This window comes from Caulobacter sp. GW821-FHT10A06 (assembly GCF_059415805.1).
This window is the reverse complement of sequence record NZ_JBWKNY010000005.1, coordinates 502,525-514,451: the sequence shown is the minus strand read 5'-3', so window position 1 is coordinate 514,451 and position 11,927 is coordinate 502,525. Positions and strand designations below refer to the sequence as shown.

The 11,927-nt window shown below is 67.1% G+C and carries 15 protein-coding genes; 8 read left to right on the top strand and 7 right to left on the bottom strand.

What is annotated here, in order from left to right:
• Nucleotides 1-93 precede the first annotated feature (93 nt).
• The 6 genes from AC07NF_RS17270 (at nt 94) to AC07NF_RS17245 (ending at nt 6,617) form a co-directional block, all read left to right on the top strand.
• Entirely contained in the window at nt 94-2,319 is a 2,226-nt protein-coding gene (locus AC07NF_RS17270; protein ID WP_494628804.1) for a TonB-dependent hemoglobin/transferrin/lactoferrin family receptor, read from the top strand.
• A 107-nt stretch (nt 2,320-2,426) separates the two neighbouring features.
• Nucleotides 2,427-3,035, top strand: a complete 609-nt coding sequence (locus AC07NF_RS17265) for a YqaA family protein (protein WP_494628805.1) — start codon at nt 2,427-2,429, stop codon at nt 3,033-3,035.
• Complete coding sequence (locus tag AC07NF_RS17260) at nt 3,032-3,640, top strand: disulfide bond formation protein B (RefSeq protein ID WP_494628806.1); 609 nt, start codon at nt 3,032-3,034, stop codon at nt 3,638-3,640. The genes AC07NF_RS17265 and AC07NF_RS17260 overlap by 4 nt, the downstream gene beginning before the upstream one ends.
• Nucleotides 3,640-4,200 carry a demethoxyubiquinone hydroxylase family protein gene (locus tag AC07NF_RS17255; protein ID WP_494628807.1) on the top strand — a complete coding sequence of 187 codons (561 nt, stop codon included), beginning with the start codon at nt 3,640-3,642 and terminating at the stop codon, nt 4,198-4,200. The genes AC07NF_RS17260 and AC07NF_RS17255 overlap by 1 nt, the downstream gene beginning before the upstream one ends.
• A 70-nt stretch (nt 4,201-4,270) precedes the next feature.
• The gene (locus AC07NF_RS17250; protein WP_494628808.1) at nt 4,271-6,013 is read left to right on the top strand and encodes a M1 family metallopeptidase; all 1,743 of its coding nucleotides are present in this window, start codon (nt 4,271-4,273) and stop codon (nt 6,011-6,013) included.
• 82 nt (nt 6,014-6,095) lie between these two features.
• Nucleotides 6,096-6,617: a VanZ family protein gene (locus AC07NF_RS17245; RefSeq protein ID WP_494628809.1), complete on the top strand. Its 522-nt coding sequence runs from the start codon at nt 6,096-6,098 to the stop codon at nt 6,615-6,617.
• On the opposite strand, the gene AC07NF_RS17240 is transcribed toward AC07NF_RS17245, so the two are convergent.
• From AC07NF_RS17240 to AC07NF_RS17220, 5 genes are all read right to left on the bottom strand, one after another.
• Nucleotides 6,618-6,902 (bottom strand): hypothetical protein, encoded by a 285-nt coding sequence (locus AC07NF_RS17240; protein ID WP_492812300.1) that lies wholly within the window; start codon nt 6,900-6,902, stop codon nt 6,618-6,620.
• Between the two features lie 246 nt (nt 6,903-7,148).
• The gene (locus AC07NF_RS17235; protein WP_492812302.1) at nt 7,149-7,709 is read right to left on the bottom strand and encodes an HNH endonuclease; all 561 of its coding nucleotides are present in this window, start codon (nt 7,707-7,709) and stop codon (nt 7,149-7,151) included.
• 177 nt (nt 7,710-7,886) lie between these two features.
• Complete coding sequence (locus AC07NF_RS17230; RefSeq protein ID WP_494628810.1) at nt 7,887-8,528, bottom strand: DNA-3-methyladenine glycosylase family protein; 642 nt, start codon at nt 8,526-8,528, stop codon at nt 7,887-7,889.
• 51 nt (nt 8,529-8,579) lie between these two features.
• Nucleotides 8,580-9,062, bottom strand: a complete 483-nt coding sequence (gene greA, locus AC07NF_RS17225; protein ID WP_492812303.1) for a transcription elongation factor GreA — start codon at nt 9,060-9,062, stop codon at nt 8,580-8,582.
• A 174-nt stretch (nt 9,063-9,236) separates the two neighbouring features.
• Nucleotides 9,237-9,347: a hypothetical protein gene (locus AC07NF_RS17220; protein WP_291872289.1), complete on the bottom strand. Its 111-nt coding sequence runs from the start codon at nt 9,345-9,347 to the stop codon at nt 9,237-9,239.
• A 153-nt stretch (nt 9,348-9,500) separates the two neighbouring features.
• On the opposite strand from AC07NF_RS17220, the gene AC07NF_RS17215 reads away from it, so the two are divergent.
• Complete coding sequence (locus AC07NF_RS17215) at nt 9,501-10,124, top strand: TetR/AcrR family transcriptional regulator (protein ID WP_494628811.1); 624 nt, start codon at nt 9,501-9,503, stop codon at nt 10,122-10,124.
• 8 nt (nt 10,125-10,132) lie between these two features.
• Nucleotides 10,133-10,972 carry a tRNA glutamyl-Q(34) synthetase GluQRS gene (gluQRS, locus tag AC07NF_RS17210; protein ID WP_494628812.1) on the top strand — a complete coding sequence of 280 codons (840 nt, stop codon included), beginning with the start codon at nt 10,133-10,135 and terminating at the stop codon, nt 10,970-10,972.
• On the opposite strand, the gene AC07NF_RS17205 is transcribed toward gluQRS, so the two are convergent.
• Both AC07NF_RS17205 and AC07NF_RS17200 read right to left on the bottom strand, forming a co-directional pair.
• Complete coding sequence (locus tag AC07NF_RS17205) at nt 10,969-11,283, bottom strand: winged helix-turn-helix domain-containing protein (protein ID WP_494628813.1); 315 nt, start codon at nt 11,281-11,283, stop codon at nt 10,969-10,971. The two genes, gluQRS and AC07NF_RS17205, sit on opposite strands and share 4 nt — an antisense overlap.
• 7 nt (nt 11,284-11,290) lie before the next feature.
• Nucleotides 11,291-11,923 (bottom strand): hypothetical protein, encoded by a 633-nt coding sequence (locus AC07NF_RS17200; RefSeq protein WP_494628814.1) that lies wholly within the window; start codon nt 11,921-11,923, stop codon nt 11,291-11,293.
• Between the last annotated feature and the right edge of the window lie 4 nt (nt 11,924-11,927).

The following is an 11,927-nucleotide window of genomic DNA, read 5'->3' as shown; positions in this document are numbered from 1 at the left end:
AATTGCAAATAGCTTGACCAATGCCCCCACCGGCCTTAGGGCCATCGCCATAAGATGCGATTAACTCGCAGAAGCACCATCGAGGGGATATCGATGTCTCGCCTGAGTTTGGCAGCCCTGGCGGCCGCCTCGACCGCCGCCCTGCTGGCCACCGCCGCCTACGCTGCTGACGTCAACACCGCCGCCGACTCGGCCGAAGTCGACAAGGTCACCGTCACCGCTACGCGCTCGGAAAAGACCGTCTCGCAGGCCCCGGTGACCGTCAGCGTCATCTCGTCGGAAGAGATCGAGGACGGCCTGGTTCGCGACATCAAGGACCTGGTCCGCGACGAGCCGGGCGTGTCGGTGCGCAACGCCCCTGCCCGCTTCACCGCCGCCGGCGCCTCGACGGGCCGTGACGGCAATGCCGGCTTCAACATCCGCGGCCTGGAAGGCAATCGCGTGCTGATCGTCGTCGACGGCGTGCGCGCGCCGGACGGCTTCGCCTTCGGCGCCCAGTCGACCGGTCGCGGCGACTATGTGGACCTCGATATCCTGAAATCGGTCGAGATCGTGCGTGGTCCCGCCTCGGCCCTGTACGGCGCCGACGGCCTGGCCGGCTCGGTCACCTTCATCACCAAGGACCCGTCCGACATCCTGAAGGACGGCAAGAATTTCGCCGTCCGCGCCCGCGTCGGCTACGCCTCGGCCGACAAGAGCTGGACCGAGAGCCTGGTGCTGGCCGGCAAGTCCGACCGCTGGGAAGCCCTGGTCGCCTACACCCGCCGCGACGGCGAGGGCCAGGAGACAGCCGGCACGAACAACTCTGCCAACACCGACCGCACGACGGCCAATCCCGAGGACAACCAGTCCAACTCGGTGCTGGGCAAGCTGGTCTACAGCCCCAACGACAACAACCGCTTCCGCCTGACCGTCGACCACATGGATCGCGACGTCGACTGGAACGTGCTGTCGGCTATCGCCAAGCCGCCGCTGGCCGCGACCAGCGTCATCGGCCTGACCGCCTTCGACCGGGTCAAGCGCGACCGCGTCGCCCTGGACCACCGCTTCGACAACGGCCAGGGCCTGATCAACGCCGCCCGCACCTCGCTGTATTGGCAGAAGAGCACGACCCGCCAGTTCTCGGCCGAGGACCGCTCGACCGCCGCCGACCGCACCCGCGACGCCACCTTCGACAACCGCGTGCTGGGCGCCGCCGTCGAGCTGCACAGCGTGTTCGACCAGGGCGCGTTCAAGCATGAGATCGTCTGGGGCGGCGACGCCTCGATCACCCGCCAGCAGGGCACGCGCGACGGCACCGTGCCGCCGGCCGGCGAGACCTTCCCCGCCAAGGCCTTCCCGACCACGGACTTCACCCTGGCCGGCCTGTACGTCCAGGACGAGATCACGGCTGGTCCGGTGACCATCTATCCGGCCGTGCGCCTGGACTACTACAAGCTGGATCCGAAGTCGGACCCGCTGTTCACGATTCCCAGCTCGGGCCAGAGCGACACGCACGTTTCGCCGAAGCTGGGCCTGGTCTGGGACGCTACCGACCTCGTGACCGTGTTCGCCAACGTGGCGGCGGGCTTCAAGGCCCCCTCCCCGTCGCAAGTGAACACGGGCTTCGCCAACCCGATCTCGAACTACCGCTCGATCTCGAACCCTGACCTGAAGCCCGAGACCAGCAAGACCCTGGAAGCCGGCTTCCGCCTGCACCGCAACGGCTGGCGCGTGGCCGTCACCGGCTTCACGGGCGAGTACGACGACTTCATCGAGCAGGTGCAGGTGGCCGGTAACTTCACGCCGACCAATCCGGCCGTCTATCAGTACGTCAACCTGTCGGGCGTGAAGATCAGCGGCGCAGAGGCCAAGGGCTCGTTCGACCTGGGCTACGGCTTCACCGCCCGCGCGGCCGCCTCCTATGCGCGCGGCGCCTCGCGTTCGAACGGCGTCAACACGCCCCTGACCTCGATCGACCCGGTCAAGCTGACGGGCGGCGTCACCTATCGCGCGCCCTCGGGCAAGTTCGGCGGCGACCTTTCGGTCATTCACTCGGACCGCAAGTCGGCCGGCCGCGCCGGCGTGTCGTGCACCGGGGTCGTTCCCGGCAGTTCGCCGCTCAACTGCTTCACCCCGCCCTCGTTCACCGTCGGCGACCTGACGGCCTGGTGGGCGGTCACCCAGAACGTCACCCTGCGCGGCGGCGTCTTCAACCTGACCGACGAGAAGTATTGGTGGTGGGCCGACGCGCGCGGCCTGGCCGACAACTCCACCGTCAAGGACGGCTACAGCCAGCCCGGCCGTAACTACAGCGTCTCCCTAGCGCTGAAGTTCTGATCGGAATGGAGGCGCGCGTGGGCCGGGAAGCCGCGCGCGCCGACATCCTTGCGGACAAGCTGGTCCCACCCTGCTAGCAACGGCGCATCACGTTCTTCGGAGTCCGCATGCTGCGCCGTATGTACGACTGGGTCATGGGCCTGGCCGCTTCCAAACACGCTTCGAAGAGCCTCTTCGCGGTCTCGTTCGCCGAGAGCTCGTTCTTCCCGATCCCGCCGGACGTGATGCTGGCTCCGATGTGCCTGGCCAAGCCGGAAAAGGCCTGGAACTACGCGCTGATCTGCACGATCGCCTCGGTGCTGGGCGGCTGCCTGGGTTACGCCATCGGCTACTTCCTGCGTGACTTCGGCCTGTGGATGATGGCCGCCACCGGCCACGCCGGCGGCTTGGCCGAGTTCCAGTGCTGGTACGCCAAATACGGCGTGTGGGTGATCCTGGCCAAGGGCCTGACCCCGATCCCCTACAAGCTGGTGACCATCGCCTCGGGCCTGGCCGCCTTTGCCTTCCCGATCTTCATCGCCGCCTCGGTGGTGACGCGCGGCGCCCGCTTCTTCCTGGTGGCCTTCATCATCAAGAAGTTCGGCCCGACCCTGCTGCCGATCGTCGAGCGCCGCCTCGCCCTCTTCGCCGGCCTTTTGATCGCCCTCCTTGTCATCGGCCTCACCGCCAGCCATCTCCTGGGCGGGGGCGGACATGGTGGAGCTTGCGCCGCATGACGAATAACGAAGACCACAAGACCGAAACGCCGGCCGCGACGCCCGTGCGCGGTCCCGCGCCGGCGGTTGAAGCCGCTGCGCCGACCTTCATCGCCACGGTCTATGACCTGGTCACGCGCCACTGGCCGCTGGTCGCTTTCCTGTCCAGCGCGCTGATGCTGGCCATCGCGCACTCGTTCGAGACCTTCGGCCACCTCGCCCCCTGCCACCTCTGCCTGAAGGCGCGGGAGGTCTATTGGGTCGCCGGAACCGTCGGCCTGATCGGCGCGGTTCTGCAGCGTACGCGGCTGTGGGCGCGCCTGCGTCAGCCGGTGAACCTGCTGCTGGGCGCGATCTTCCTGTATGGCGCGGGCCTGGCGGTGTTCCACGCCGGCGTCGAGTGGAAGTGGTGGCCGGGCCCGACCACCTGCACCGGCAGCGGCGCGGCCAGCGCCGCCAACCTCTCGGCCATGCTGAACGGCACGATGCAGGTCAAGGCGCCGATGTGCGACAAGGCCGCCTGGGTGTTCCTGGGCCTGTCGATGGCCGGCTGGAACGCCCTGGTCTCGCTGAAGCTGGCCGTCTGGTCGGCGCTGGCGGGCCTGCGCAAGGCGGAGACGCTGTAATGACCCGTCCGGTCCCCCCTCGCCCCGGTCAAGGCGCGCTGAGCTCGCGCCTCGCCGAGATCCTGCGCGTCGACCAGGCTGGCGAGCTGGCGGCCGTACACATCTATCGTGGCCAGGCGGCGGTCATGCGAAACGCGCCGGGCCGCGAGCGTATCGCCGACCAGCTGAAGGAGATGGAGGGCCACGAGCAGGTCCACCTGACCCGCTTCAACGAACTGCTGACCGAGCGCAATGTGCGCCCGACCCTGATGTCGCCGGTCTGGCGCGCGGCCGCTTTCGCGCTCGGCGCGGGCACAGCCCTGCTGGGCGACAAGGCCGCCCACGCCTGCACCGAAGCCGTCGAGAACGTCATCGAGCAACACTATGCCGGCCAGATCGAAGAGCTGAAGGACCGCGATCCTGCCCTCGCCGCCGAGCTGACCCAGTTCCGCGACGACGAGCTGGCCCACCGTGACCTGGCCATCGAGGAAGGCGCACACGAGGCGACTGCCTATCCCTTGCTCACCGCCGTGATCCAGGCCGGCTGCCGCGCCGCCATCAAGATCAGCGAAAAGATCTGAAGCTTGGCGTTTGGCCCGCTCGGGCCTACCGATACGCCCCAACACGTCATCGCGTTGGGGAGTCGCCCACTTGTCCTTCCGTAACCTCGCCGCCTGCGCGGCGTCGCTGCTTGCGCTTTCCACTGCGCATGCGGCCGAGCCGCTCAAGACCAGCGAACTATCGCTCGAGACCGGCGGCGCCATGCCCGCCGAGCAGCAGGCCCTGGCCTTCGACCACGCCGACCTGAAGTTCAAGATCCTGCCCGACAAGAAGGCGATCGAGGGCGAAGCGACCCTGACCTTCACGGCCAAGTCGGCGCTGAAGACCCTGGTCCTGGACTTCGACCGCGTGTTCGCGATCAGCAAGCTGACCGTCGATGGCAAGGCGGCCACCTGGACCAATCCGGAAGGCCGGATGACCATCAAGCTCCCCAAGGCCGTGGCCAAGGGCAAGTCCGTAACGGTGGTCGTCACCTATGCCGGCGTTCCACTGGAGGCCAAGCGCGCGCCGTGGGACGGCGGCTTCGTCTGGAGCAAGACCGAGACCGGCGAGCCCTGGATCGCCACCGCCGTGCAAGGTGATGGCTGCGACATCTTCTGGCCCTGCATCGACTACCCGATGGGCGAGCCCAAGCTGGTCGACCTGCACATCACCGTCCCCGCTCCGCTGGTCGCCCCGGCCAACGGCGTCTTCAAGGGCATGACCGAAAAGGACGGCTGGCGGACCTACAACTGGCAGACCAAGAACCCCAACACCTACGCCATCGCCCTGGACGTCGGCCCCTACGAGGAGCTGTCGGGCGCCTACAAGAGCCGCTTCGGCGACACCGTGCCGATGGCGTTCTGGTACCTGAAGGGCAATGCCGAGAAGGCCAAGGGCCTGTTCGCCGAGTTCACGCCGATGCTGGACTTCTACGAGCAGATGATCGGCCCGTACCCGTTCCGCGACGAGAAGATGGGCGTGGTCGAGACCCCGCACCTGGGCATGGAGCACCAGACGATCAACGCCTACGGCAACAAGTACAAGGAAGAGATCTACGGCTTCGACTGGCTGCTGCAGCACGAGTTCGCGCACGAGTGGTTCGGCAACCAGCTGACCAACACCGACAACGACGACATGTGGCTGCACGAGGGCTACGGCAGCTACATGCAGCCGCTGATGTCGCAATGGCTGCACGGCGACATGGAATATATGGCGCGGCTGAACAAGATGCGCGTCGACAGCAAGAACAGGTTCCCGATCGTCTCGGGCAGGCAGCTGAAGGAAGACGACGTCTATAACGGCGACCGCGGTCCCGGGAACGACATCTACTACAAGGCCGCCAACATGCTGCACACGCTGCGGCAGCTGCTGGGCGACGAGACGTTCTTCAAGATCACCCGCATCGCCGTCTATGGCACGCCTGATCCCAAGCCGGGCAACTTCGCGCCGCACTATCTCGGCACCAAGGACTACATCAAGATCGTCAACCAGGTGACCGGCAAGGACTATGGCTGGTTCTTCGACGTCTATCTATACGAGGCCCAGCTGCCCGACCTGATCCAAACCCGCGAGGGCGGCGACTTGGTGCTGAAGTGGAAGACCCCGAAGGACAAGCCCTTCCCCCTGCCCGTCGAGGTCAAGGTCGGCGACAAGCTGGTCACCGTGCCGATGGCCGACGGAACCGGCCGTTTGACCGTGGGCGACACCGCGCCGGTGATCGTCGACCCGGCCTCGAAGATCCTGCGCCGCCAGCCCTATCTCGAAGAGTATCAGGTCTGGGCCAAGGCCCAGGAAGACGCCGCCAAGGCCGAAGCCGAGGCCAAGAAGAAGGCTGAAGCCGAAAAGAAGTAGGGTCTCGCTAACCCTGCCCATTTACCGAATGGCGCGACCTTCGCTGTTAGGACCGATACGTTCCTTCCGAAGGTCGCGTCTCATGTTCAAGCCCGCCCATTTCGTCACCGCCGCCCGCGTCACGCTGGTGGTCGGCTCCCTGGCGGTGGCCGTGCTGACCCTGGGTCCGTTCCAGGGGGCCGAAGCAATCTTCGGCTTGAACGACAAGGCCGCCCACGCGATCGCGTTCGGCGGCCTGCTGGCGGTTTCGTTCCTGGCGTTTCCGCGGATGCGCCGCAACGACCTGATGATCGCGGCCCTGGTGCTCGGCGCGGGCGTCGAGGTCGCGCAGGTCATCGCCCATCGCGACGGCAACATCCCCGACTGGCTGGCCGACGCGGCCGGCATCCTGACCATCTACGGCGCCAGTATGATCGAGACGGTCCGCAAGATGGCCCGCGAGCAAGGCGACCTGACCTTCGATCAGATCGCGGCTCTCGACCGTCGCCAGCCGCGCCGGCGTCCGGTCGTAGCTTTCGAGCCGACCATCGTCGAACCCGAAGCCGAGACGGGCGTCGTGCTCAGCTTCGCCGAACGCGCCGCCCGCCGGTTTCCGGCCCGCTGATCAGGTGATGCGCTTGACGCTGACCGGGTCGCTGCCCGGGAAGCTCTCTTCCAGACCTTCGTCCAGCAGCGCTTCCTGACGGCTTTCGGACTGGGCGACCTTGCCGGCCAGCTGGTCGTGCTTCTCGCCATCGGCCAGCGGACGCTTGGCTTCGCGCGCATGCGGCGCGTCGATGTGGCGATCTTCCGGACGGACCTTGCCTTCCGAAGCCATGTCGGCGGTCGAAGCGGCCGTACCGTGGGTGAAGTGGCGCTTGTCGCCGTCTTCGGTGGTGTTGCGGTTCATGGGTAACCTCCCGTGGCTTTTGCCTCGGCTGTAAAAACCCATTGGTCGAGGTTAGGGTTGCATCGTTCAGCGCCCGACATATCCCATGTTGCGCCGCTGAAACATTTTCCGCGCCAAGCCGGAACCTTCGCCATAGCGCTGCATTTTATGGTGCAGCTCAGGCGGTCTGATCCCCTTCCGCCTCACAGCCACGGCCCGGGACGCCTCTCCTCAAAGATAGCCCGGGCCGTTTTGCTGTGTGGAGCCCTAAGCCTCCAGCTCGATGTCCCAATACAGATAGTCCAGCCAGCTGACGTGCAGACGGCCGGGCGGGAACCTGCGGCCCCGTTCCTGCAGCTCGTGCATCGACGGGCGGCGGGCGTGGTGAAACGGCTGCATGCCGGCTTCGCGCGGCGTGCGGCCGCCCTTGGCCAGGTTGCAGGGCGCGCAGGCCGTAATGATGTTCTCCCAGGTGGTCCGACCGCCTCGCGAGCGGGGGATCACGTGGTCGAAGGTCAGGTCCTCGGGCGAGCCGCAATACTGGCAGCTGAAGCTGTCGCGCAGGAACAGGTTGAAGCGGGTGAAGGCCGGCGGCCGCTCCTGGGGGACGTACTGCTTCAGCGCCACGACGCTGGGCAGCCGCATCTCGAAGGATGGCGAATGGACGACCTGGTCGTAGCTGGCCACGACGTCGACGCGATCCAGGAACACCGCCTTGATCACCTCCTGCCAAGGCCAGAGGGACAGCGGATAATAGCTAAGAGGCCGGAAGTCGGCGTTGAGCACCAGGGCCGGCATGCCCGACGGTGGACGCGTGAGGACCTGCATTAGAGCCCCCCTTCAAGGCGAACGTCGAAACGTTCAGCGCCTCGGCTGATTTGGTACGCGACAGGACTGAAGACGGGCCTCCTTCCTACGCAATTCTGGGAATCGCCATTCATCCCCGAACGCATGGAAAGGATGGGCCATGTCAGCGACAGAACCAAGACATCTCGCTGAAGGGTCTTAGAAAGGCGCGATCTCGCGTCGTTTGACGGCGCCGTAGCAGGCCCACAGCAGATGCGCGGCGACACCCCGGTAGGGACGCCAAAGCTCCGCACGCTGATAGGCTTGTTTCTCGTTCGGCCGCACCTCGGCGCGGTCGGCCCAACGCATGGCTTCCTGCAGGGCGACGTCGCCGCCGGGGAACATGTCGAGGCGGCCTTGGGTGAACATCAGATAGACCTCGGCGGTCCAGCGGCCGATGCCGGTGATGGCCGTCAGGGCCGCGATGGCCTCTTCGTCCGACAGGCCCGGCAAAGCGTCGAAATCGCAGGCGCCGGTGACGTGCGCCTCGGCCAGGGCGCGAGCGTAGCGGGCCTTGGGGCGCGACAGGCCCAGGGTCAGCAGATAGGCGTCCTCGTGGCCGATCACCGCCTCGGGCGTCATCTCGGGCAGCCCTGCCTCGACCCGCGCCCAGATGGCGGCGGCCGAGGCCAGGCTGACCTGCTGTTGCACGACCATCTTCAAAAGGCCCGGAAAGCCGCCCAGGCTGACGCGCCATTCGAACAAAGGGGTGACGGCCTCCATCGCCGCCAAGGCCGGGTCGACGGCGGCGAGATGCTTGCGAGCTTCCAGAAGCGCTGCGGCTGTCGGCGGAACGAACATCCCTCGCAGGTGGAGCTTCCCCTGCCGAATGACAATCCGCTTCTTGCTGAACTATCCGATCTGCGTGATCTCGACTTCGCCGCCGGGCGCGGGCGAGCTGTCGCCGACGGCCTTGCCCAGCAGGGCGCGGGCGATCGGCGCGACATAGGACACCGAGCCCTGGGCGGGATCGGCCTCGTCCTCGCCGACGATACGGAAGGTCTGCACGCGGCCGTCCTCTCGCTCGAAAGTCACGCGATCGCCGAACTGCACGACGGTCTTGGCCGGATCGCGTTCCATCAGCTGAGCGGTGGCGCGGCGCGAGGACCAGTAGCGCAGGTCGCGGGTGGCGCGGGCCATGGCGGTGCGGTCGCCATCGGCGGCCCCGCCGGCGCTCTGGGCGGCGCTGTACGCGGCACGAGCAGCGGCCAGCTCGGCCTCGATCAGGTCGAGCCCCTCGGGCGTCACAAGATTGGGATGGGTGGAGATCGGGCGATCGGGCAGGTCCGCCGCGAAGGCCTCGCTGTCGCCCTCTTTCGTGAAGGCGACGCTCATCGGAAGAAGTCTTGGATCATGGAGAAAGCCTGGGACGCGCGACGGTGATGCGGCGTCGGAGGCCTAACGCGTCCTGACTTGGTTAGCTCCGTCTTCGGAGCGGTTCAAGCCGAACGCGGCGGCGGGGTTCCTGGGGGATCAGGGACGCCCCGCCGTTCGCGAGCAATCGAACTCTTAGATGGCCACGCCGACGACAGCGGCGGCGACGCCCAGGGCGATCACGAGGAAGTAGCCGGCGGCCAGACGGTCGAAGGCGGTTTCAAAGGCGTTGAGCGTGCGTTGCATGACGATAGTCCCTCTCTTGTTGTCCTCGCCCCCAGCGGGCGATTGGCCGAACCAATCTGGACGATGCTTAGATAGCGCATATCTAAACGCCGTCAAGATGATCTTTACAGCGTTTGGATGAAATTTTAGAAAGGTGGGGTTAGAGTGAGGCCGATGAGCACCGCGACCGCCGAATCCCGCCCGTATCACCACGGTGACCTGAGCCGCGCTCTGGTCGACGCCGCGCGCAAGATCCTCGAGACGGACGGCCCCGCCGCCCTGTCCCTGCGGGCCGTGGCGCGTGAAGCCGGGGTCAGCCCCGCCGCGCCCTATCACCACTTCAAGGACAAGGCCGAGCTGCTCGAAGCCGTCGCCCACGAGGGCTGGCACGAGCTGGACGTGGCCCTGTCGACCGCTCGCACCTCGACGCAGGATCCCCGCGCGCGGATGACCAATCTGGGCGTGGCCTATGTCTGCTTCGCCCGCGACAATCCGGCCCTGTACCGGGTGATGTACGACCGCTCGCGCGACAAGGACGCGCTGCCCGACCAGCTGAAGGACGACGGCGCCTACTGCCAGGTGCGCAACACCATCGACGAGAACGCCGGCGGCGGCGTCAGCGAGATCGACCTGGAGCTGGCGACCATCGCCGCCTGGTGCGCCGGCCACGGCCTGGCCGAGATGATCGGCTTCAAGCAGTTCGCCCCGCTGAAGGAACTGCTGGGCGGCGAGGAGGCCTTTCTGCGCGCCGTGTTCGAGCACCTGGGCATGTTTGCGAAGTTCACCGACAAGGCCTGAGGCCCCAAGTGAGCTTCGTTACCCGGTTCGCCCCGTCCCCGACGGGCTACCTGCATCGCGGCCATGCCTTCTCGGCGCTGACGGCCTATCAGGCCGCGCGCGAAGCCGGCGGCCGCTTCCTGCTGCGCATCGAGGATATCGACGCCACCCGTTGCCGACCGGACTACGACGCGGCGATCTTCGAGGACCTAGCCTGGCTGGGCCTAGAGTGGGAAGCGGCCGTCCGCCGGCAGTCCGAGCACCTGGCTGACTTCCACGCGGCCATCGAGACCCTGCGCCAGCGCGGCCTGGTCTATCGCTGCTTCAAGACCCGCAAGGAAATCGACATCGGCCGCGCCCCGCACGAGCCGGCGGTTCCCTATATCGGCGCCCCCCTCCCCGCCGATGAGGAAGCCCAGCGCCTGGAGCGTGGCGAGGCCTTCGCCTGGCGGCTGTCACTGGCCGCGGCGCGCGAAGCCCTGGGCGGGTTCGAAGGCCTGACCTTCTTGGAGCAAGGCGCGGGACCGGATGGTGAGACCGGCGTCATCCGGGCGCGGCCCGGGACCGCCGGCGACATCGTCCTGGCCCGCAAGGACGTCGGCGTCGCCTATCACCTGGCCGTGGTCCATGACGACGCGCTGCAAGGCGTCACCCACGTGATCCGGGGCGTCGACCTGTTCGAGGCCGCCCACATCCAGCGCCTGCTTCAAGCCCTGCTCGACCTGCCGACGCCGACCTACCGCCACCACGGGCTGCTGATGGGTCCGGACGGGAAGCGATACGCCAAGCGCGACAAGGCCCAGACGCTGCGCGAGCTGCGGGCGGCGGGCATGTCGCCCGAGGCCCTACGGGCGGAACTGGGCTTCTAGCCTCCGCCCCCAGCCTGCTCGACCAGCTGGCTCATGGCCTTCAAATAGCTGGCGAAGGCCGCCCGGCCCGGTTCGGTCAGGCGCACGCGGGTCAGGGGCTTGCGGCCGACGAAGCTCTTCTCGATGAGCACATACTCGGCCTCCTCCAGCTTGCGCAGGTGGACCGACAGGTTGCCTTGGGTGACCTCCAGCAGGTCCTTCAGCTCGGTGAAGTCGGCCACCTCGGCGCTGGCCAGGTAGGCGACGATCCCCAGCCGCACCCGGCCATGGATGACGTCGTCCAGCCCGCTGATGTCGAACTTGCCGGCCACGATCGTCTCAGGCGGCCGGCCGCAGGGCCTGGCGCATCATGAAGAAGCCGGGGACTCCCATCAGCGCGAAGAGGCCGAAGGTCGCGATCGCCAGATAGAGGTCCGCGCGATGGATCAGCATCCCCATGGCCACGCCCGACACCAGCCAGCCGATCGCCACCAGCGCCATCCAGATCCGCTTGCGCAGCACGAAGATCACGTACCAGACCGCGCCCTGCAGGATGAACACCACCGCGGGATGGAACAGCCAGTAACGGAAGTCGTGGTTGCGCACGGCGGCCGAGGCGAAGACCAGGACCAGCGCCAGGTTGGCGATGCCCGTCCCCGAAAAGGCGGCGTTGACCGCGCGGTTGGTGACGCCGCGCTGAGGGTTCTTGCGGTCGATGATGATGACGATGGTCATCAGGACCAGGAAGATCGCCGTCGGGGCCCAGGCCATCACGATGTTCCCGGTCGTCCCCAGGCTGACCAGGCCCTTCTCCTGGACGAAATAGCTCAGGGTCTGGATGCCGTAGAGCACCCCGGCCGAGCCGTAGAGCGCGCCGCCGGCCACGCCCAACCCACCTCGCTCGTTGCTGCCCTCGGCCAGGCCGCGCAGGAAGGCCAGGTCGTCCTGGGCGGTCTTCAGCTTGTCGTTCATGGGC